Below are 20,610 nucleotides of genomic sequence, written 5' to 3'. Positions count from 1 at the left end.
AAAGATCGTTAGACTTTATTTTTTGTTATCAGGAATAATCGGCTCATGAGAAGAAACGGGCGAACCAGTTCTTGCCTTTTTTCTTTTCTTTTTCCTTGATCAGGCCGATCATGTTTTCCTTCACTGCACCCACATAATCCGCATCATCATGCTGGATATGGTTGATCAGCCATTTTGATAACACTTCATGGAGTTCCGCTTCAATGGAATGCCCCATCTCAAAACGGTCACGATAAGATTCAATTTTCTTGATAAACAGGTCGTGTACGCGTTTGTGTGGTACGCGATATTTATAGCCCGCCTCTTCCTGTAAAGATTCTTCAAAGGTGAAATGAGACTGGGTATAGTCAATGATGTTTTCCAGGATCTGTTTGATTCGAGCACGATCAGTAGACGCATCAATTTCATCAATTTCATTGATGTAATCGAGAATTCGTTTGTGCTGATCGTCAATCACATCGATGCCAGTGTTATAGTCTGGAATCCACTTCATCTTCATTACGACCACCTATCAATATTAAAGACTTATCACATGAAATGAGCATATAGGTTATTGATTAAAATAAAAATGAAGTGAATTAGTCGGCTTTCATATAAAAGTCAGTATTTGAATAGTAAGTTATTGTTAAATTTAGTTAAAATAAAACAAACCCGAGTAAAAGAATAAGATATTTATTAACCAGTGATAAAAATAAGCGCTTATTAATCCGTGATTTTTACTTTAATTTAAAATAAAGAAATGGCGGATTTTTTATTCCGCCAGCTGATATTTTTTAATATTGATCCGCTCGAGTGACCCGCTTTAAGGAAGGATCCAATCGTTCACGTTCTAATCGTTCGACATGGGTGAGTTGAGAACGAATGTTGTTACCATCTCGGAATAAGATCATCTCACCGGGTTGAAATGGCGTCCAGACTTCATTTTGGGTCAATGGTTCAGTAGTAATGACGGCAACACGATCTTCCGGTGTAGTCACCTGACTAAAATCCACTTCGACATCAATATCAATCAACTGGGCGGGCTTAAATGGATATTCACGCACGAGCCAATGCAGTTTGGTCGTCGCATAAGTGAATAAGGCCTGACCATTGGACAGACAGAAATTAAAGGTACCGTGTTCAGCAATGCCTGGAGAAATCTCGACTAGCAGGTCAAATACCTGATCCAATTTTGGCTCATCATAACCAAAACGTTTGACTAGCTGATCAAGCAGATAACAGAACGCACGTTCACTATCGGTATTCCCAACCGGAGTAAAACGGCCAGATAATTCCGGAAAGAAACCATGCAAATCGCCATTATGTGCAAAAATCCATTGACGCCCCCACAACTCACGGCTAAAAGGATGAGAATTTTCCAGATTGATTTTACCCTGTGTCGCCTTACGGATATGTGCAATCACATTGCGGGATTTGATCGGATAGTTTCGAATCAGCTCGGCAATCGGTGACTCGACTGCAGACTGGTTATCCACAAACAGACGGCAGGCTTTATCTTCAAAAAAGGCGATACCAAAGCCATCAGAATGATCTGAGGTAATTCCAGCACGCTGTGAAAACCCCCGAAATGAAAAGGTAATATCGGTCGGTGTAGCACAATTCATTCCTAACAGCTGGCACATAATCTCAATTCTATTCTTGGGTAATCCATACAGTTATTCTGCATCAGCCCTGTTGGCTTTTCAAATCAGGATTGCTGCAAGACTTTGCAACAAAAGTGCTAAAGAAGTTATTTTTATGCAAATTTATTAAAAACAAACTTCCACCTTGCTCGTAGCTTTACTTTTTATTCGGATATTTTCGATATATTAGTTTTGATCTAATATCCCTCGAATAGGGAAAATAAAAAAAGAGCCTCACAAGAGGCTCCTTATCATTCATACTGAATCAATGATGAGCTGATTTCACCCGGTTGGTAATCAATGTACCAACACCATGATCAGTAAAGATTTCCAGCAGACTTGCATGCGGCACACGACCATCCACAATATGTGCACTGACTACACCACCTTTCACTGCATCCAGGGCACAGCCGACTTTCGGAATCATACCACCATAGATCACGCCAGTTTCGATCAGGCGATCTACTTCCTGAGTGGTTAAACCTGTCAGCAGATTTTTATTTTCATCTAGAACACCGGTGATATTAGTCAGCAGAATCAGTTTTTCTGCACCCAAAGCTTCCGCAACTTTGCCTGCGACCAGATCAGCATTAATGTTATAGGTATTCCCTTCTTCATCCACACCGAGTGGTGCAATCACGGGAATAAAATCACTTTTGGTAAACATTTCCAGAACGTCGGTTTTTACACCGACAACTTCACCGACCATGCCCAGGTCAATTTTCTGGATCGAACCGTCTTCTGCCGTTTTTTCCATAAGCAGTTTATGGGCACGGATCAGATTGCCGTCTTTACCAGTTAAGCCTATAGCACGACCACCATGTTTGTTGATCAGGTTTACAATCGACTTGTTAACGCTACCACCCAAGACCATTTCGACGACTTCCATGGTCGCTGGATCGGTAACACGCATGCCATCAATACGTTCAGACTCACGGCCCAGCTGTTTCAGCATGGAATCCACTTGTGGACCACCACCATGTACCACGATTGGATTCAAGCCCACGGTTTTCATTAAGACGATGTCACGTGCAAATGAACTTTCCAGCTCAGGATCAGTCATTGCATTGCCGCCATATTTTACAACCAGGGTTTTACCTGCAAAGCGTTGAATATACGGCAAAGCTTCGGTCAGTACTTGTGCTTTGTCGATGCCGGTCTGTTGATTTGGCATTCGCCTCTCCTTATTGAGCATCTAAAATGTCTTGGGCGATCGCAGGATAGCGGTCACGCAACATCGAAACGAACAGGTGACAGATCTCATTCAGTCGCTGCTGATTTTCTGCATCAAAACGCACTGTAAAGTATTCACCTGTATTGGATGCTCGAATGATGCCAAAACCATCATCAAAATCAAGACGTATCCCGTCAATTTTACTGATTTGTGCATTTAATTGACGGGATTGCACTTCAACAAAGTCGAGTAATTCTTGAGGTTGAATCTGATGGGTAGAAATATACAGATCTTCAGTACCAACTCGTTTTGGATATTTTTTGAGTGCTTCTGCCAGACTTTGACCAGTCTGATCCAGATATTCCATGATTCTTAAAGCAGTATAGACGCCATCATCATAACCACCGCCACGGCCGTCATTAAAAACATAATGCCCTGCATATTCCCCACCAAAAATGGCTTGGCCTTTCGCATTAGCTAAATATTTACGCAGGAAAGAACTGCCGGTACGTAGCATCACTGGTTTGCCATCTAATGCCTGTACGGTATTACGCACTTGGGCAGAACATTTCACATCAAATACAAATTCCTGTCCAGGATGCTCTTTCAGACAGATTTCCGCACATAGGCAAAGTAATTGATCCGCACGAATGATCTCTCCAGCGGCATCGATCAGCACCAAACGGTCACCATCACCATCTAAAGCGATGCCTAAATCAGCACCTCTATCCAGCACTGCTGATTTCAGTTTTTGCAGATGAGCATCCAGAGATGGATCTGGCGCATGATCAGGGAAATGGCCATTGGCTTCAGTACGAATGGTGGTTAGGTCACAGTCCAACTTTTTCAACACTAAAGCTGCACATCGCCCAGCTGAACCATTCAAGCCATCTAACACTACTTTATAGCGGCGTTTCAGTTGAATATCCTCCAGAATCGACTGTTGATACTTCAGGCAATATTCCGTGATGAATTCATGCCAGACTTCTGGGATTGGCGGCAATTCATCTGAGTAATACTGTTCCGCATCTTGTCCAACTTTCTGAATCATCTCAGGACAAGGTGGTTCCCCCTGCATTAACCACTTGATACCATTATCCTCACGCGGATTATGGCTGGCGGTAATCATAATACCGTTCCCATCAAATTCTTTGGCCGTGAAATACAGCATCGGGCTGGAGCAACAGCCGATCACGGTTGCACCAATTCCATATTGCTGAAAGATCTGTTGAATAATTTTTGCGTAGGTCGGACTTGTCAATCGGGCATCATAGCCAATCGCGACACGCGTCTGCCCGGCCTGCTGATACTGCTGTGCCAGACCATGTGCAATAGCCTCCACCACGCCGGCATTCAGTAAAGAAACCTTACCGCGAATGTCATATGCACGAAAGAGTTGCATGGGGAATTGATGGTGCATGAATCCCATAGACGATAATTTCACTGCTGGATAGGAGAAAATAATTTCAAAAACCGGGTGTAATCACCACGATATGAAACTTCTTGTTCTTGTTCTAAGACAGTGTACTTTTAGCTGATTTTCAGAAAATAATCAATGTAAGAAAATTTATCAAATGGATAAATAGCAATTAAATAGACGATAATTATAATTTTATCAAAGATTAAAAGAGCCCACATTTAATTGAATGTAGGCTCTTTCAAAAAATTAGTTCTTGCCGGTATGACCAAAGCCACCTGCACCACGTTCAGTAGCTTCAAATTCATTCACAATATCAAACTGTGCCTGAACCACAGGGACTAATACATATTGTGCTAGACGTTCGCCCGGTTCCAGGCTAAACGCAGTTTGACTACGGTTCCAGACCGATACCATCAACTCACCCTGATAATCTGAATCGATCAGACCGACCAGGTTTCCCAGTACGATCCCATGTTTATGACCTAGGCCAGAACGTGGCAAGATCAGTCCCGCAAAGTTAGGATCTTCGATATAAATGGCTAAACCGGTCTTTACCAATACAGTTTGACCTGGTTCGATCACGGTGGTTTCATCTACACATGCACGCAGATCCAGTCCTGCAGAGCCAGTTGTTGCATAAGTTGGCATTGGCCATTCATTGCCAAGGCGTGAGTCAAGGACTTTCACCTGTACTTTCATTATTTCTTTCCTATTGAAAAATATTGATTTAGAAATTGGTTAAATATTAACGCTTAATTAAAGCGCGTAAATTTTCTAGATATTGTTGTGCTTGCTGCTTCGGATCAATATTGCCTGCCAGCTTTTTCTTGCGACCTAGCCATTCCAGCTCATCTTCTGGCAACTCATCCAAGAAACGGCTTGGCGTCATCTGTTTCATCTGACCGCCCGCCTTACGCTGCTCGGCCAAAGTAATGGTTAAACCTTGACGGGCACGGGTAATGCCTACATACATCAGACGGCGTTCTTCCTCGACCGTATCGGCAGCAATCGAGTTTTTATGCGGTAGAATTTCCTCTTCCAGCCCAATCAGATACACGTAAGGGAACTCCAGACCTTTGGACGCATGCAGGGTCAGCAGGTTAACCTTATCGGTATCTTCTTCTTCCTGCTGCTGTTCCAGCATATCCAGCAATACCATCTTACGAATCACGCTTTCGATATTCTTTTCATCGACATCTTCAGCGCGGTTAATCAGGCTCTGGATACTGCTATATAGCACTTCAATGTTGTCCAGCTTGGTTTTTTCCTGTGCCGGAGTGGCAGCCGATTCCTTGATATAGTCGATATAACCTGCTTCGACCATCATCTGACGGATAATCGGCACCGGCTCATCATCATCTAGCAGGTTACGGGTGAAGGTATTAATAAAGTCAGCAAACTCAGCCAGCTGCGTAGTCGCTTTTTTGGGAATCGCCATGGTCAGACGCTGATCCCCTGCTGCAGCCAGTAATGACAGGTTATTTTCCTGCGCGAATAGACCTAATTTTTCCAGTGTTACCGGACCAATGGCACGTTTCGGTGTATTAATAATACGTAGGAAGGCACTGTCATCTTCCGGGTTAATGATCAGGCGCAGATAACTCATGATGTCCTTGATTTCCGCACGAGCGAAGAAGGACTGACCACCAGAAAGTTTGTACGGAATCTGCATCTGACGCAGCTGGGTTTCCAGAATACGCGCCTGGAAATTACCACGATACAGAATCGCGTAATCTTTCCAGTTTTTGCCATTCATCAACTTATGGGTAATAAGGTCTTTGACCACGCGTTCTGCTTCATCGTCATCATTACGGCAGGTAATCACACGGATCACTTCGCCATGGCCTTTGTCTGACCAGAGCTTTTTATCGAAAATATGCGGGTTATTCCCGATAACCGTATTGGCTGCTTTCAAAATCCGGCTCGTTGAACGGTAGTTCTGTTCCAGTTTAATCACTTTCAGATTCGGAAAGTCTTGTTGCAGCAAGGCCATATTTTCTGGCTTCGCCCCACGCCAGGCATAAATTGACTGGTCGTCATCACCTACGGCCGTGAACTGCCCCATTACACCTACCAGCAATTTCACCAGAATATACTGGGCGGTATTGGTATCCTGATATTCGTCCACCAGCAGATAACGTACCCGGTTCTGCCATTTATCACGGACTTCCGCATTTTCCTGTAGCAGACGTGTAGGCATCACAATCAGGTCATCAAAATCGACAGCGTTATAGGCACGCAGGTTACGTTCATACAGTTGATATAAATGCGCAAACTGAACATCTTCCGGCGTTTCACAAGTGGTATGTGCCTGTTCCGGTGGAATCAGGTCATTCTTCCAGTCAGAAATCATCTTCATCGCTTTAGCAATGAGTTCCTTGCTTTCTGCACCAGACAAATTATCGCGGTGCATTAAATCCATCAGAATACGTTTGCAATCATCTGCATCTAAAATCGAGAAGTTGGCTTTCAACGGCGTATGTTTCAGTTCCAGACGCAATAAATTCAGGCCAAAAGTATGGAAAGTCGAAACTGACAGACCTTTCGCTTCTTCACGTGACAGCAGTTTAGTGACACGCTCTTTCATTTCACGTGCAGCCTTGTTGGTAAAGGTCATCGCTGTAATACGATGGGCCGGAATGCCACAATGCTTGACCAGATAAGCGATTTTTCTTGTGATTACGGAAGTCTTACCTGAACCTGCCCCCGCAAGTACTAACAAGGGTCCTTGAGTGTATTTCATGGCTTCAAGTTGCTTGTCATTTAACTGACTGGCAAGTGACATAGTGCTTCCTCTTCTAGATTCAGCTCCGATTATAGTCATCTGCGGGCAACTTGCCTAATTGAAAATTCATTTTCCTGAGTCAAATTTCCGACATAAAAAAACCACCCGAAGGTGGCTTTTTTACAAGTCAGAGATTACTGAACTTGATATACCGCGATTTCAACACGACGGTTTTGTTCACGGCCCGCAGCTGTTGAGTTGTCAGCGATTGGGTTCGCAGAACCTAAACCTTGAGCGTTGATACGTGAAGTTGAAATACCTTTAGACGCTAAGTAGCTCGCAACAGACTGAGCACGCGCTTGAGACAATGGCAGGTTGATTGAATCATTACCAGTACTGTCTGTATAACCAGTTACTACGATACCGCTCTTGTTGTCTTCAGTTAATACTTGAGCAACTTTGTTCAGTGTGTCATAGAAGTTTGGTTTGATATTCGACTTGTTAGTATCAAAAGTAATGCTACCTGGCATTACCAGATTCACCGAACCGTCTGGATTACGGTTTACGTCGATACCGCTACCCGCTGTTGCTTGACGAAGTTTTTTCTCTTTATTGTCAAGGTAAGCACCCGCTGCTGCACCTACAACAGCACCGATTGCAGCAGCACGGTTGTTTTGAGCGCTAGTGTTGGCATTGCCTTTAGAAATACCATAACCTGCTGCTGCACCGATCACTGTGCCCAGTGCAGCTTTATCGTATTCGAAGCCACCAATGTTGTTACCTGTAGTTTGACAACCTGTAAGTGCTACCGCCCCTGCTACAGCTGCTGAAATTAACAATGCACGCATTGCATGCCTCCTTAACTTGTTTTGTTGTATTTGAAGAATAATGGTCGATATTTCAATCAACAACCATATTTACTTTGTTAATAATAAATTGTTTCGTAATTATTTGTAATGTTTATGTGTAACTAAAACAGTTAAATTCATCACAATTTCTCCACAGTTCTCATTCTGGACTTTTCTAATCGCTTCTCAGAACGTATATTGTTAAAAATATGACAAATTTTAAACGATTACCCTCTTAGGACAGATTTATATGTCGTCTGAAAGTAAAAAACAACCGCTTTTAAAAAAAATTGCTCGTGGCCTCACTGTAAGCTCAGTTATGACAGGAAGTACTTTCTTTCATGGGCCTCCAGTACTAGCTTTAGGTCTGACCAAGTTAGTGAAAAAATCACCTAAAATTGATGAAACCAATATCAAGATTACCAACAGCTGGCTGAGCGTCAATAACTGGCTGATTGACACCATGCTGAAAAATACCAAGTGGACCATTACCGTTGATGAATCACTCGACCTAAGCATGCAAGGTCGTTACCTGATGACCTGTAACCATCAAAGCTGGGTTGATACCACAGTGAATCAGTATTTTGGTCTGACTCGTATGCCACTCACCCGTTTCTTTACCAAATGGGAGCTGATCTTTATTCCGTTCGTGGGACAGGCGTTTAAGATTCTGGGCTTTCCGATGATGAAACGCCATACCAAAGAACAGATTGCCAAGAATCCAGCACTGAAAGATCGCGACATGGATGAAGCACGTAAGTCATGTCAGCAGTTATTGAGTCAGCCATTTACCCTGCTCAACTATCTGGAAGGCACCCGCTTTACCCAAGAAAAGCATGACCAGCAACAATCTCCATATAAAAACCTGCTGAAACCAAAAGCCGGTGGTCTGGCGCTAGCCTTGAATATTCTGGGTGACCGCATCGATGCCTTTGTAGATATGACCATTGTCTATCCAGACGGCGTACCGGGCTATGGTGAATTCTGGTTAGGCGAAGTGCCAAGAATTGCGGTAGATTTAAGAAAGATTGAAATTCCAGACTGGGTACTGGGCGGTAATTATGAGGATGATCCTGAATACCGTGAACGTTTCCAGCAATGGGTACATCAATTATGGACTGAGAAAGACCAGCTGATTGAAAAAATGAAGCAGGATCTGGCTCAGGCAGCCTGACCTGATTTTTTGAGATGTGATGAAGCCGAACTCCCCAAAAACCAGCTCTACAGCCTTCAGCTTTTTCCGCGAAGGCACTTGGGGCTGGAAGGTCGCGCTGGCCTACGACATTTTCATGATGGTGCTGATCATCATCAACCTGTTCTGTCTAAGTGCCAATGCCATTTTGCTTAGCGACTTCGGACAATGGCTGTTCGACTTCATTCGTCTGCCCGAAATTCTACATTTCTATAAGGCTGAACTGCGCCCTTGGGTGATCATTACCGAAGGCTGGTTTACCACTTTTTTAATTGGCGAACTGCTAGCGCGCTGGCTGATTGCTATCGTACTACGTCATCATGTGCGCTGGTGGTTCTTCCCTTTCGTACATTGGTATGAAATTCTCGCGATTATTCCACAGCTACGTTTCCTGCGTCTGCTACGTGCTGTCGCGATTGGCTATAACCTGCATAGCCATGGTTTCAAGGTCATTCCTAACAGCTGGTACAAACGTGCAAATTTCTATTACAACCTGGTGATGGAAGAGCTTTCCAGCCGTATCGTGATTACCGTGCTGGATGGCATTAAACGAGAACTGACCACCAGTACCACTCATCGTCAGATGATTGATGATCTGGTTGAGCATCACCGCCAGCTGTTTGCCACTGCCCTTGCGGATATTTTGCAGGAAAGTCTGGGCAAGGAATTACAAGCCCAACGTTCCATGATTGCCAAGAATGTCGGTCAGGTGGTGAATCAGGCCATTGAAGATACGCCCGAACTGACCCAACTGTTACGTCTGATCCCCATTGTTGGCAGCCGCATCGAACAGCAGATTCAGAGTATCGGTCAGCGTCTGGGTGAAAATATTACCCAAGGACTGATCGATCCGTTTACCCACACCAATTACAGCAAGGATAATCCAACCTATGCCATGATTGCCGAGAAGATCAGCCAAATCGAGATTGAACAAAATCCACACATTGACAAGCTGGTCGAGTCGGCTGTTTTTGAAACACTTGAAGCCATTCGCGAACAGGTCAAAATCAAGCAGTGGCAACAAATTCTAGAAGAAAATGAGAAAAATCAGCGATCAACCTATCAATAATCCGGCAGGAATAATGCTATTCTTTTTAAGGGAATTTGATCGCATAAAAAAATAACTTGGATCGCTAGAGAATTAACGAAATTTGTTCTAGGATTTGCACTATTTACAACATTGCTTCGACATAAAATTTTACAGGTCAGAAGTATTAAGGAAGAACTATGGCTGATATACGGATTAAGGGCAGAATGGTCAATGCGATTCGCATTAGCCTTGATACAAATGATCATGATGCGATCCGCCAGCAATTAGCACCAAAATTACAAGCTGCATTTCCGCCAGGTATGCTGGTGGTGATTGAAAGTTCAGTCGAGCAGGAACTGATTGCCCTGATTCAATTGCTGATTAGCCTGGATGTACAACCGATGGCGGTGACTGAAGGTCCACTGGCTGAACAGGCACGTGCCATCCAGTTCCCGGTATTACCGCCAGACCGTCAGTTGCAGGAAATCAAAGCCAGCAAAGAACAGGTCATCGAAATCAAACCTGAAATCAAGGCTGACGCTAGTCAAGAGGCTGCTGTAGTGGCGCCAGTGATTGCACATGTGACGTCTTACCATGATGAAATTCTGCGTACCGGTCAATGTATCGTGCAGGATCATGGTGACATTATTATCAATGCTGGCATGAACAGTGGCTCGGAAGTGATCGCATCAGGCAATATTCATATTTATGGCAGTGCACGTGGTCGTGTGATTGCGGGTGCAGGTGGCAATACCGCTGCCCGCATTTTCTGTCATGCGCTGGAAGCAGAACTGATTTCGATTGCAGGTACCTATTGCGTCGCAGATGACATCCCACCAAATGTGGTGAAAAAGCCTGTGCATATTTATTTGAATGATCAACAAGAGCTTGTATTTGAAGCTCTACAATTTTAATGTATAAATAAACACCAAAACCCCTATATCAATTAGGGGATTTAAACCATAACAGGAGTGGATTCGGTGGCGAAAATTGTTGTCGTAACGTCAGGCAAAGGTGGTGTAGGTAAAACTACGACGAGTGCATCTTTTGCAACAGGTTTAGCCCTACGTGGCCACAAAACTGTTGTGATCGACTTTGATGTGGGTTTGCGTAACCTTGACCTAATTATGGGTTGTGAACGCCGCGTAGTTTATGATTTTGTGAATGTTCTGAATAACGAAGCACGATTACAACAAGCGCTTATTCGCGATAAAGATATTGAAAACTTATATATTTTGCCTGCTTCACAAACACGTGATAAAGATGCCCTGACTGATGAAGGCGTTGCGCGTGTAATGGATGAATTGTCGCAGGAATTTGATTACATTATTTGTGACTCTCCAGCGGGGATTGAACGTGGTGCCATCATGGCGATGTACCATGCCGATGAAGCCATCATTGTGACCAACCCTGAAATTTCATCCGTACGTGACTCTGACCGTATTATTGGTATGCTCGACAGCAAAACCAAGAAAGTGGAACAAGGTGAAGGCCGTATCCGTAAGCACCTGTGTATCACACGTTTCAATCCTGAACGTGCTGACAAGCAAGAAATGCTGACCATCGACGACATCTCTAAAGACATTTTACGTGTCCCAACTTTAGGCGTGATTCCAGAATGCCCTAGCGTTCTGCAAGCATCAAACGAAGGTAAACCGGTCATTCATTTTACTGCATCTGCTGCAGGCCAGGCTTATGATGACCTAGTGGCACGTTTCCTCGGTGAAGAACGTCCTTACCGTAATCTTGAAGTGAAACCGAAGGGCTGGTTAGCTCGTCTATTTGGAGCATAAGGATGGCAGGATTCTGGAGCAAGATTTTTGGTAACGAAGACAAACCATCAAGCGCGCAAACTGCGAAAGATCGCTTAAAGGTCATCGTAGCATCTGAGCAAGGTTTGGGACGTCGTCTGAGCCAAGATAAAATTGACATGATGAAAAAAGAAATCATGCAGGTGGTGAGTCGCTACGTGCGTGGTGTGGATGAACAACACATTCAAATGCAGGTGCGTTCTGAAGCAAACATTGAAATGCTTGAGATGAATATCAATTTACCTGAAGAACGATAATTTGATTTTTGATTAGTCAAGAATCTAGATTCAAGGCAGAATATGAGACTAGCTGAATGAAGTTATTTTATTAAATTCAGCCCACTTGAAGCAGAGCTTCAAGTCTTGCGACTAGGCAAAGCAGTGCTTTGCTAATCTAGTCTCATATTTTGCCTTTTTCATATCGAAAATTATATCAAGGAGTTTGTGATGGCATTGTCTCAACCGGCAACGTTTAACGAAGAATGGTCAGATGAGCGTGTATTTGCCTATCTCAATCAATTACCTCCTGCAGGCGTAAACGCGGATTTTCATGTGCTATATCATGCATATAAACACATGCGTCCATATGACTATGAACGTCTGTTGACTAAATTCGTTGCTGATGGTCGTGATATCAATGCCACCAATCCTGAAGGCGAGCGTATTCATGACGTGATTGCCAAATTCCCACGTCACAGTGCTGAATTCCTGGAAGTTCTTGCAAAATTTGCTTAAGACTTTCTAGGTCACACAAAAAAGCCTGCTTGATGCAGGCTTTTTTTATTGCTTGGAGATTCTGGTATTAAACCAAAATCTCACGTTTACCGTTCGCTCCCATCGAGCTCACAATACCATTTTCTTCCATCTGGTCAATGATCCGTGCCGCACGGTTATAACCCAGACTAAATTTACGCTGTAGCGATGAAGTGGATGCCTTACGGGTTTCCAGCACGAAGGATACACACTGGTCATACAGCGGGTCACGATCTGAACCACCGTCTCCGCCATCTTCAAAGCCCCGGCTACTTGGTTCTTCATCAAATGGGGTCAGGATTTCATCCACATAATTCGGTGCACCACGTTCACGCCATGCATCACAAATCCGGTTGACTTCATCATCGGCAATAAAGGCACCATGTACACGTTCCGGCTCGATCTTGCCAGGGCCAAGGAACAGCATGTCACCATGGCCGAGCAGGTCTTCTGCACCACCTGCATCCAGAATGGTACGTGAGTCAATTTTCGAGTTGACACGCAGTGCCACACGGGTCGGGATGTTGGCTTTAATCAGACCGGTAATCACATCCACCGAAGGACGTTGGGTTGCCAGCAACAAGTGAATACCGGCAGCACGGGATTTCTGTGCCAGACGGGTAATCATCTCTTCCGCTTTTTTACCCACCTGCATGATCATGTCCGCAAACTCGTCGGCAACAATCACAATAGAAGGAAGTGGAGTCAAACGAGGAGCACGTTCCCCTGCCACAGATTCGCTGGCTTTCCAGGTTGGATCAAACAGGTCTTCGCCATTGGCTAAAGCTTCTTCCACCTTACGGTTATAGTCACTTAGCTTACGGATTTTCAGGAAAGACATCAGCTTGTAACGGCGTTCCATTTCATTAACACACCAGTTCAATGCGCTGACCGCATCTTTCATGTCAGTGACTACAGGCGTCAACAGGTGCGGAATATCGTTATAGTTGGCCAGTTCCAGCTGTTTTGGGTCAATCAGAATGAGTCGTAATTGATCTGGTGTATATTTCAGCAGCATCGACAAGATCATCGAGTTCACTGCAACAGATTTACCCGAACCTGTGGTACCGGCAACCAACATATGCGGTGCTTTACCGAGCTCAGTAATCACCGGATTACCAGAAATGTCTTTACCCATGGCCATCGACAGAATGCCATTCGGATCTTCAAATTTGGGCGTTTTGACCAGTTCAATCAGGCGTACCATTTCACGGGTACTGTTTGGCACTTCAATCCCAATATATGGCTTGCCCGGAATGACTTCCACCACACGCACCGATGCCATCGACATCGAACGTGCCAAGTCGCGGGAAATATTGGTCACCTTAGAAGCTTTCACACCCGGTGCCAGATCCAGTTCAAAACGGGTCACGACTGGACCAGGCTGAGCTTCGACTACTTTCGCCTTAACATTGAATTCCTGCAGCTTGATTTCCAGCAATTCAGACAGACGGGATAGCTGCTCTTCTGTAAAATTAACCTTCTTGTTTGGATCAACTTCATCTAACAGTTCCAAACCTGGCAAGGGCGGCAGATCTTTACGGCGTTCTGCCACCATCATGGCACGCGATAATGGACGCCCCATAGAATCCGTCAATGGGGCATCAAAGTCGAAATTATCTTCATCCTGAGGCGCGCCTGCAGTTTCCTGCCAGGCTTCAATAAATTCTTCTTTGGATAAAGGAACTTTAACTGCATCAGAATTTTGCTGTTCAGCAACAGTTGGATTTACAGCTTTAGGCACATCAATACCTTGGTGCTGAATTGGTGCTTTTACAAAAGCAGAAGACTGGGCATAGCTGGATGCTCGTACTGGCTGTGCTGGTTCAATCTCTTCAACCAGCAAATCATCCAGATCATCAAAGTCAGTTTCCAGTGCATTGCGTACCGATGGAGCATGAGGTACTGCGTTGCTCACCCCTGTTACTACAGCAGCACTTGCTGCCGCCGCAGTTGCAGGCAGGTCTTCAACAATTCTTAAAGTTGGCTGTTCAGTAGCTGTAGGGGTAGTAAATGGCGTATGCACATCCGTCGCAGTTTTGCCTGCTGGTACGGCTGCCAGTAACTCATCAAAAATTTCATCATCATCCCAGTCCAAGCCTTTTTTAGCTGTTGTCATTGGAACTGAAGTTTCAGCTTTTAAATGTGCCTTAATATCTTCAATTGGGGCTACAAGTGTTGAAGTAACTGGTTCAGAATGAGTTGATGTTGATACTGGCTGATTTTCTTCTGCCGCCTTCAGCAATGCATCAATATCCTGCTTATGACGCTGATCTTCATCAGAGTTCAAAGCACGCCAGACTTCACCGGTAGTAATAATTCGGTTTGAATCCTGCACCAGACGATGGGCTTTTTCCAGCGTCTTTTCAAATTCTTCATCTTCAGGACTCAGTTCAGGCTCTACATGTTGCTTCTGCTGTGCTTCCAGTTCACGGTCGGCAATATCATCAAACAGACGTTCTGCGATATGGTCATGCACCACAGGATCAATCGCGACGGGTTCATGTTCTGGTACAGGAATCACTGGTGTAGGCACAGCCTTTTTCAGAGCTACCACATCTTTCTTCGCTGCCAGCATGGAACGATCAAAGTCACTCTCCCCTTCCGGTACATTACGATAGAATAGATCCTGCAAATAAGCCGGAGCTGCTTTGAGGCTGCTCCAGGTCTTGTTCCATTTCACCCCAAATGCCAATGTAAATAGTAGGAACCATAGTGCAATCAGGAATACCGCTGCACCATAAATTGTAAGCAGCTGTTCCAGGCTCTGGCCCAGCTCATAACCGATGATGCCACCTGAAGAATTATCTAAAGTATCTGCTGGCACTTCCCAGAACAGGAACATCAATGCAGAAGTGGTCAATAACAGGAAGAATTGCGCCGCATAGCGGAAAGGACGGTTCAGGAAGCTGCGTGGCCACCACACCTGGATCGCTTCAATAAACAGATACAGTGGAATCAGCAAACTCGCCCAGCCCAGAAAACCAAACAGTAGGTCTGAGATCCACGCCCCTGCAACACCACTGGCATTGGACACAGTCTGGGTATCACTGGAAATGTGCATCCAGCCTGGATCAAATGGCGTATAGGTTACTGTTGCAAGAAACAGATAAATCCCAAATGAGACTAAAAATAATGTCATTACTAAGCGCTGTGCATAAGCACTCGACACCGTTGTCATATACTGTCCTGTAGCGAATTCTTCATGAATGTTCTTTTGCTATTATGATTCAAAAAAACGACGCAATAAAATGCTTATTATGCACCTGTTACACGAAAAAAGATGCAGTATTGTGCAACTGTGCAGCGTCCTTGTTGTCTATCGTCTCTATATAGCTCAAATCGATTTGAATGATCAATAATATCGACTTTAATCTCACACCACTGTTATACAGTTTCCCGTATAATTCAATAAATTTCTAAATACAAAAAGGATGTCCCGATGAGCGCACGTCACTCTCGACTGATTATTTTAGGTTCCGGCCCTGCTGGTTACAGTGCGGCTGTTTATGCAGCACGTGCAAACTTAAAACCAACCCTTATTGCAGGTTTACAGCTTGGTGGTCAGCTCACTACCACAACTGAAGTAGATAACTGGCCAGGTGACCCTGAAGGTCTGACTGGTCCTGTCCTGATGGAGCGTATGCAGGCACATGCGGAACGTTTCGGTACTGAAATCGTCTATGACCACATCAATGAAGTGAACCTGAATGTCCGCCCTTTCGTATTGAAAGGTGATATGGAAGAGTTCACTTGTGATGCACTGATCATTGCGACAGGTGCAACTGCACAATACCTCGGGCTGGAATCTGAAGCTGCATTCATGGGCCAAGGCGTGAGTGCTTGTGCGACTTGTGACGGTTTCTTCTATAAAGGCCAGAAAGTCATGGTTGTGGGTGGTGGTAACACTGCGGTTGAAGAAGCCCTGTACCTATCTAATATTGCTTCTCACGTGACTCTGGTTCACCGTCGCGACTCTTTACGTTCTGAAAAAATCCTTCAAGATCATCTGTTTGAAAAAGAGAAAGAAGGCAAAATTAGCATCATCTGGAATCATCAGGTGGATGAAGTCCTGGGTAATCCACAAGCGGGTGTGACTTCAGTCCGTCTGAAATCAACCCAAGATGAGTCTACTCAAGAAGTTGAAGTCTCTGGTCTATTCATTGCGATTGGTCACAAGCCAAATACCACTATGTTCGAAGGTCAATTAGAGCTTCGTGATGGTTATATCCAGGTACAAAGCGGTACTGCGGGTAATGCGACTCAAACTTCACTTCCTGGCGTATTTGCTGCGGGTGATGTGGCAGACAGCGTTTATCGTCAGGCGATTACTTCTGCAGGTTCAGGCTGTATGGCGGCGCTGGATGCAGAAAAATATCTGGATGCACTGGGTAAATAAGACCAAGCAGCCAAAAAAAAGCCGTCCATCTTGGGCGGTTTTTTTATGTATGATAATCCAAGATGATTTTCCACTTGGGTTCTTGTATGCAGCCTCTTCCTCCTTCACAGTACATTTTCCCCAATCCTGTCGAAGCAGATCCTGAAGGTCAGGGCCTGATTTGTATTGGGGCCGACCTTGAACCATCTACATTATATGAAGCCTATACCCATGGCCTGTTTCCATGGTTTTCAGAAAATGATCCAATCTGCTGGTGGAGCCCGGAACCGCGCTGCATTATCCGGCCTCACGAATACCACCCCAGCAAATCCCTGATTCGCAATATGAAAAAGTATGATTATCAAATTACTGTGAATCATGCTTTTGAGAGAGTGATCCGCTCTTGTTCCCTGCCACGTGTTTATGCTGATGACACCTGGATTACTGAGGATATTATTGAAGGATACTGTAACCTATTTGATGCCGGCTATGGCTATAGCATTGAAGTTTGGGAAGAAAACCAGGTGGTAGGTGGACTGTATGGTGTGACCATTGGCAAAGGCTGTTTTGGCGAATCTATGTTTAGTACCCGTACTGATGTCTCCAAAATGGCATTTTATACCTTGATGTTGATTGGACAGGAAAATCAGCTGCCCTGGATCGATTGTCAACTCGTTAATGATCATTTACTTAGCCTTGGAGCTAGTACAATTTCTCGCCAGGCGTATCTTAATTCGTTACAAGATGTGATAAATCAGCCGTCTATCAATTGGCAAAAATATCAGGAGGGTGTATTTTCAAGTAAAACAATAGCGATAAACGCGCAATTAGATGAATGAAAATAACAGAGGGAATTTGCTATGAACTCTTATCACCCAAAGTCCCTGCTGAACGATTTACAGTACTATATTACCCCGCCACACGACTGCAGTTATCTGCCGAACAAATCTGCGCGTATGGTGTTTTTAGATCCTTCGCATCGTATTGATGTCGTCACCCTTTCTGAATTATCCCGTACCGGCTTCCGCCGTAGTGGTGATTTCGTTTATCGCCCTGAATGCCACCTTTGCCGTCAGTGTCTGTCCTGCCGTGTGCCTGTACATGAATTTTCCATGAACAGCTCCCAGAAAAAAGCATGGAAACGGAACCAAGACTTGACCGTTAGAATTACCGCCCCAGAAGACGCCACTAATACCCACTATGCGTTGTATGAACGCTACATCAATGAACGTCATGCCGATGGTGACATGTATCCACCAAGCCGGGATCAGTTCGAAAAATTCCTGCTGCAAAGCTGTACCAACAGCTTCTTCCTGGAATTATGGCAAGATGGCCAGCTGATTAGCGTTTCTACCTGTGACTTGCTTGATGATGGTATTTCTGCAGTCTATACCTTTTTTGATCCAGACATGAACCGTCGCTCACTCGGTGTATTTGCAATCCTGAAACAGATTGAACATGCTAAAAGCTTAAGCCTACCATTTATTTATCTGGGCTATTGGGTACCGCATTCCAACAAGATGAATTATAAATCCCAGTACCTACCGCTGGAACTACTGATTGATGGGCAATGGCGTCGCCTGAATCGTATGTTGAATGCCGAGGAGATCGAACACCTGGGAAACTCCTTGATGACGACCCTACCCTCCGGATGGAATAATTCAATTATCAAGTAACGTCATCAGGCGAGAAATCTCTTGTTATTTAAATAGGCTGGCAAAATCGTCTGTGCAGGCTTTCACCATGATAATCGCATGCTCACGGCTGCCATCCGGATTTGGATAATAGTTCTTGCGCAAATCAATCTGGTGAAAGCCAACTTTCTCATACAGCTTGATCGCAGGCGTATTGCTTACCCTGACTTCCAGAAAAATCTGTACCGGATTATTTTTCAGTAACTGGATGGATTCTTCCAACAACTGATAGCCCAAGCCCCTACCCTGCTGGCTCGGATCAATCGCCATTAAGAGCAAATTGGCTTCATCAAGCACCGGCTGCAGAATACAAAAACCAACGACTTTTTCATCCTGCTCGATTACCGTGCTTTGATACGTAGTCACCGCTTCAGCAAATTGATTTTTCGTCCATGGATGGGATTGTACTTTTTGTTCAATGTGACTGACGGCTTCAACATCAGAAGTTTGCATCAAACGAATCATGTTCGTTCATCTATCAATAAAAATCTCCTGCGCATTATAGAAACTTTGTGCTGAAAATCGAGTAAAAAAAAGAGCGATTTCAATCGCTCTTTATGACTTGTCGAATTACAGACCAAGTTTGGCTTTCCAGTTCGCCAGCAAACGACGTGTATCATGGTCATTCGGATGAAAGCCTGGCTTGAAGTACATCGCCATTTCACGTCCCATACCGGTAATGATGCCTTTGGAAGGACTATAACCGTAGTGGTAAATATCTTTCAGTGCTTCGAAATTCAGCTGTCTGTCTTCTTTCAGCAAACGCAGCACAAAGTAAGTTTGCACAAAGAATAAAGTGACCATGGCAATCACCAGCGAACTGGTACGCAACGCATAGGATTTCAGGCCTTTACCAAAGACACTTTCAAACACATCATAAGCTACCGCTTTATGCTCATTTTCTTCAATCGCATGCCAGAGCCACATGGTTTTCATCGTGTCATCTTTCATCAGTTCTTGAATATGACTATTGGTCAGTAGCTGAGAAGCAATGGTCGCAGTGAAATGTTCCAGTGCTGTAGTAGCCGTCAAGTCCACCATTTCCTGAGTAATACCCACAGGCTGGGCTACTTTAGCGATAAATTTACGTGTAGTTTGAATCACTTTATCGGTATAACGATCTAGGGTATCGACATCATGACCGTATTTCTGCGCTGATGCATTAAAGCCAACATGTTCCTGAGTATGCATGGCTTCTTGACCAATAAAGGCAGAGATTTCTTTCTGTAGCGCTTCGTTGTCTTTCAGCTTTGGATGATTGCGTACCGCACGCACGCTGTCGATAAAGAATTTTTCACCTGCAGGAAACAATGCAGACAATGCTGTCATAAAATGAGTCAGCCCCGCTGATCCATTCATCCAGTATTCCGGAACCTGATCAAAATTAAAGTTCATACGACGAACCGGGAAACTTGCACCGGCACGGTTAGTAATTTTTACTTCAGCATTCATGTAACGCCTCCCGCAGATCTTCTCGACCTGGCCCTATTTTTCTATTCTCTGATTGTTATATTACTTACATATCTGTTTGACATCATTGCAGTTAAGGTCAGTGAAATATCACTTAAGGACAGCTTTTTATTTTTGTTCAACAATTCATTTTTACTTTAATTAGGCATAAAAAAAAGCGCCCCAGAGGGACGCTTTTTTCACAATTCAGTGATTAAGCAGTAACGCGAGATACTACACCAGCACCAACTGTACGACCACCTTCACGGATCGCAAAACGCAGACCTGCGTCCATTGCGATTGGGTGGATCAGTTCTACTGACATTTCAACGTTGTCACCTGGCATTACCATTTCAACGCCTTCTTTCAACTGGATCGCACCAGTTACGTCAGTTGTACGGAAGTAGAACTGTGGACGGTAACCATTCAGGAATGGAGTGTGACGACCACCTTCGTCTTTAGACAGTACGTATACTTCTGCATCGAATTTAGTATGCGGTTTGATTGTACCTGGT

19 protein-coding genes and 1 pseudogene are annotated in these 20,610 nt (G+C 44.3%); 9 read left to right on the top strand and 11 right to left on the bottom strand.

What is annotated here, in order from left to right:
* Positions 1–43: 43 nt before the first annotated feature.
* The 7 genes from GW12_RS08010 to GW12_RS07980 all read right to left on the bottom strand — a co-directional run bounded on the left by GW12_RS08010 (position 44) and on the right by GW12_RS07980 (position 7,789).
* Positions 44–499, bottom strand: a complete 456-nt coding sequence (locus GW12_RS08010; RefSeq protein ID WP_034585978.1) for a bacteriohemerythrin — start codon at positions 497–499, stop codon at positions 44–46.
* Between the two features lie 274 nt (positions 500–773).
* Positions 774–1,622: a class II glutamine amidotransferase gene (locus tag GW12_RS08005; protein WP_034585975.1), complete on the bottom strand. Its 849-nt coding sequence runs from the start codon at positions 1,620–1,622 to the stop codon at positions 774–776.
* Positions 1,623–1,887: 265 nt separating this feature from the next.
* The gene (gene argB / locus GW12_RS08000; RefSeq protein WP_034585973.1) at positions 1,888–2,796 is read right to left on the bottom strand and encodes an acetylglutamate kinase; all 909 of its coding nucleotides are present in this window, start codon (positions 2,794–2,796) and stop codon (positions 1,888–1,890) included.
* Positions 2,797–2,806: 10 nt separating this feature from the next.
* Positions 2,807–4,225 (bottom strand): phosphomannomutase/phosphoglucomutase, encoded by a 1,419-nt coding sequence (locus GW12_RS07995; RefSeq protein ID WP_034585970.1) that lies wholly within the window; start codon positions 4,223–4,225, stop codon positions 2,807–2,809.
* Between the two features lie 237 nt (positions 4,226–4,462).
* Positions 4,463–4,915: a dUTP diphosphatase gene (gene dut, locus GW12_RS07990; protein ID WP_034585967.1), complete on the bottom strand. Its 453-nt coding sequence runs from the start codon at positions 4,913–4,915 to the stop codon at positions 4,463–4,465.
* Positions 4,916–4,961: 46 nt separating this feature from the next.
* Positions 4,962–7,001, bottom strand: a complete 2,040-nt coding sequence (gene rep / locus GW12_RS07985) for a DNA helicase Rep (protein ID WP_034585964.1) — start codon at positions 6,999–7,001, stop codon at positions 4,962–4,964.
* A gap of 134 nt (positions 7,002–7,135) precedes the next feature.
* On the bottom strand, positions 7,136–7,789 hold the full coding sequence (locus tag GW12_RS07980) for an OmpA family protein (protein ID WP_034585961.1): 654 nt from the start codon (positions 7,787–7,789) through the stop codon (positions 7,136–7,138).
* A gap of 250 nt (positions 7,790–8,039) precedes the next feature.
* On the opposite strand from GW12_RS07980, the gene GW12_RS07975 reads away from it, so the two are divergent.
* The 6 genes from GW12_RS07975 to GW12_RS07950 all read left to right on the top strand — a co-directional run bounded on the left by GW12_RS07975 (position 8,040) and on the right by GW12_RS07950 (position 12,556).
* Complete coding sequence (locus tag GW12_RS07975) at positions 8,040–8,963, top strand: acyltransferase (RefSeq protein WP_034585957.1); 924 nt, start codon at positions 8,040–8,042, stop codon at positions 8,961–8,963.
* Positions 8,964–8,982: 19 nt separating this feature from the next.
* Entirely contained in the window at positions 8,983–10,050 is a 1,068-nt protein-coding gene (locus tag GW12_RS07970) for a hypothetical protein (protein WP_034585955.1), read from the top strand.
* A gap of 158 nt (positions 10,051–10,208) precedes the next feature.
* Entirely contained in the window at positions 10,209–10,925 is a 717-nt protein-coding gene (minC, locus tag GW12_RS07965; protein WP_034585952.1) for a septum site-determining protein MinC, read from the top strand.
* Positions 10,926–10,991: 66 nt separating this feature from the next.
* The gene (gene minD, locus GW12_RS07960; protein WP_034585950.1) at positions 10,992–11,804 is read left to right on the top strand and encodes a septum site-determining protein MinD; all 813 of its coding nucleotides are present in this window, start codon (positions 10,992–10,994) and stop codon (positions 11,802–11,804) included.
* A gap of 2 nt (positions 11,805–11,806) precedes the next feature.
* Positions 11,807–12,079 (top strand): cell division topological specificity factor MinE, encoded by a 273-nt coding sequence (gene minE, locus GW12_RS07955; RefSeq protein WP_034585949.1) that lies wholly within the window; start codon positions 11,807–11,809, stop codon positions 12,077–12,079.
* Between the two features lie 189 nt (positions 12,080–12,268).
* Entirely contained in the window at positions 12,269–12,556 is a 288-nt protein-coding gene (locus GW12_RS07950) for a PA4642 family protein (RefSeq protein ID WP_034585947.1), read from the top strand.
* 67 nt (positions 12,557–12,623) lie between these two features.
* Here the strand turns inward: GW12_RS07950 and GW12_RS07945 are convergent, their stop codons facing one another.
* The gene (locus GW12_RS07945; protein ID WP_034585944.1) at positions 12,624–15,755 is read right to left on the bottom strand and encodes a DNA translocase FtsK; all 3,132 of its coding nucleotides are present in this window, start codon (positions 15,753–15,755) and stop codon (positions 12,624–12,626) included.
* A gap of 261 nt (positions 15,756–16,016) precedes the next feature.
* Here GW12_RS07945 and trxB point away from each other — a divergent pair, with 261 nt between their 5' ends.
* The 3 genes from trxB (at position 16,017) to GW12_RS07930 (ending at position 18,628) form a co-directional block, all read left to right on the top strand.
* Positions 16,017–16,973 carry a thioredoxin-disulfide reductase gene (gene trxB, locus GW12_RS07940; RefSeq protein ID WP_034585941.1) on the top strand — a complete coding sequence of 319 codons (957 nt, stop codon included), beginning with the start codon at positions 16,017–16,019 and terminating at the stop codon, positions 16,971–16,973.
* Positions 16,974–17,059: 86 nt separating this feature from the next.
* Positions 17,060–17,791: a leucyl/phenylalanyl-tRNA--protein transferase gene (aat, locus tag GW12_RS07935; RefSeq protein ID WP_034586024.1), complete on the top strand. Its 732-nt coding sequence runs from the start codon at positions 17,060–17,062 to the stop codon at positions 17,789–17,791.
* Between the two features lie 21 nt (positions 17,792–17,812).
* Entirely contained in the window at positions 17,813–18,628 is an 816-nt protein-coding gene (locus GW12_RS07930; protein WP_034585938.1) for an arginyltransferase, read from the top strand.
* A gap of 24 nt (positions 18,629–18,652) precedes the next feature.
* On the opposite strand, the gene rimI is transcribed toward GW12_RS07930, so the two are convergent.
* The 3 genes and pseudogenes from rimI to tuf form a co-directional block, all read right to left on the bottom strand.
* Entirely contained in the window at positions 18,653–19,111 is a 459-nt protein-coding gene (rimI, locus tag GW12_RS07925) for a ribosomal protein S18-alanine N-acetyltransferase (RefSeq protein ID WP_034585935.1), read from the bottom strand.
* Between the two features lie 105 nt (positions 19,112–19,216).
* A complete protein-coding gene (locus GW12_RS07920; protein ID WP_034585932.1) occupies positions 19,217–20,098 on the bottom strand; it encodes a metal-dependent hydrolase in 882 nt (293 codons plus the stop codon).
* Positions 20,099–20,309: 211 nt separating this feature from the next.
* Positions 20,310–20,610 (bottom strand): annotated as a pseudogene (gene tuf, locus GW12_RS07915) (elongation factor Tu); the annotation flags it as partial.

This window comes from Acinetobacter sp. HR7 (assembly GCF_000773685.1).
In the GTDB taxonomy this organism is placed as follows: Bacteria; Pseudomonadota; Gammaproteobacteria; order Pseudomonadales; family Moraxellaceae; genus Acinetobacter; species Acinetobacter thermotolerans.
The sequence above is the reverse complement of the archived record's forward strand: the minus strand, read 5'-3'. Positions and strand labels throughout refer to the sequence as shown.

Bases quoted from the DNA above. Each gene is read 5' to 3' on its own strand.
- GW12_RS08010 (WP_034585978.1), bottom strand. From the start codon at position 499: ATGAAGATGAAGTGGATTCCAGACTATAACACTGGCATCGATGTGATT.
- GW12_RS08005 (WP_034585975.1), bottom strand. From the start codon at position 1,622: ATGTGCCAGCTGTTAGGAATGAATTGTGCTACACCGACCGATATTACC.
- argB (WP_034585973.1), bottom strand. From the start codon at position 2,796: ATGCCAAATCAACAGACCGGCATCGACAAAGCACAAGTACTGACCGAA.
- GW12_RS07995 (WP_034585970.1), bottom strand. From the start codon at position 4,225: ATGGGATTCATGCACCATCAATTCCCCATGCAACTCTTTCGTGCATAT.
- dut (WP_034585967.1), bottom strand. From the start codon at position 4,915: ATGAAAGTACAGGTGAAAGTCCTTGACTCACGCCTTGGCAATGAATGG.
- rep (WP_034585964.1), bottom strand. From the start codon at position 7,001: ATGTCACTTGCCAGTCAGTTAAATGACAAGCAACTTGAAGCCATGAAA.
- GW12_RS07980 (WP_034585961.1), bottom strand. From the start codon at position 7,789: ATGCGTGCATTGTTAATTTCAGCAGCTGTAGCAGGGGCGGTAGCACTT.
- GW12_RS07975 (WP_034585957.1), top strand. From the start codon at position 8,040: ATGTCGTCTGAAAGTAAAAAACAACCGCTTTTAAAAAAAATTGCTCGT.
- GW12_RS07970 (WP_034585955.1), top strand. From the start codon at position 8,983: ATGAAGCCGAACTCCCCAAAAACCAGCTCTACAGCCTTCAGCTTTTTC.
- minC (WP_034585952.1), top strand. From the start codon at position 10,209: ATGGCTGATATACGGATTAAGGGCAGAATGGTCAATGCGATTCGCATT.
- minE (WP_034585949.1), top strand. From the start codon at position 11,807: ATGGCAGGATTCTGGAGCAAGATTTTTGGTAACGAAGACAAACCATCA.
- GW12_RS07950 (WP_034585947.1), top strand. From the start codon at position 12,269: ATGGCATTGTCTCAACCGGCAACGTTTAACGAAGAATGGTCAGATGAG.
- GW12_RS07945 (WP_034585944.1), bottom strand. From the start codon at position 15,755: ATGACAACGGTGTCGAGTGCTTATGCACAGCGCTTAGTAATGACATTA.
- trxB (WP_034585941.1), top strand. From the start codon at position 16,017: ATGAGCGCACGTCACTCTCGACTGATTATTTTAGGTTCCGGCCCTGCT.
- aat (WP_034586024.1), top strand. From the start codon at position 17,060: ATGCAGCCTCTTCCTCCTTCACAGTACATTTTCCCCAATCCTGTCGAA.
- GW12_RS07930 (WP_034585938.1), top strand. From the start codon at position 17,813: ATGAACTCTTATCACCCAAAGTCCCTGCTGAACGATTTACAGTACTAT.
- rimI (WP_034585935.1), bottom strand. From the start codon at position 19,111: ATGATTCGTTTGATGCAAACTTCTGATGTTGAAGCCGTCAGTCACATT.
- GW12_RS07920 (WP_034585932.1), bottom strand. From the start codon at position 20,098: ATGAATGCTGAAGTAAAAATTACTAACCGTGCCGGTGCAAGTTTCCCG.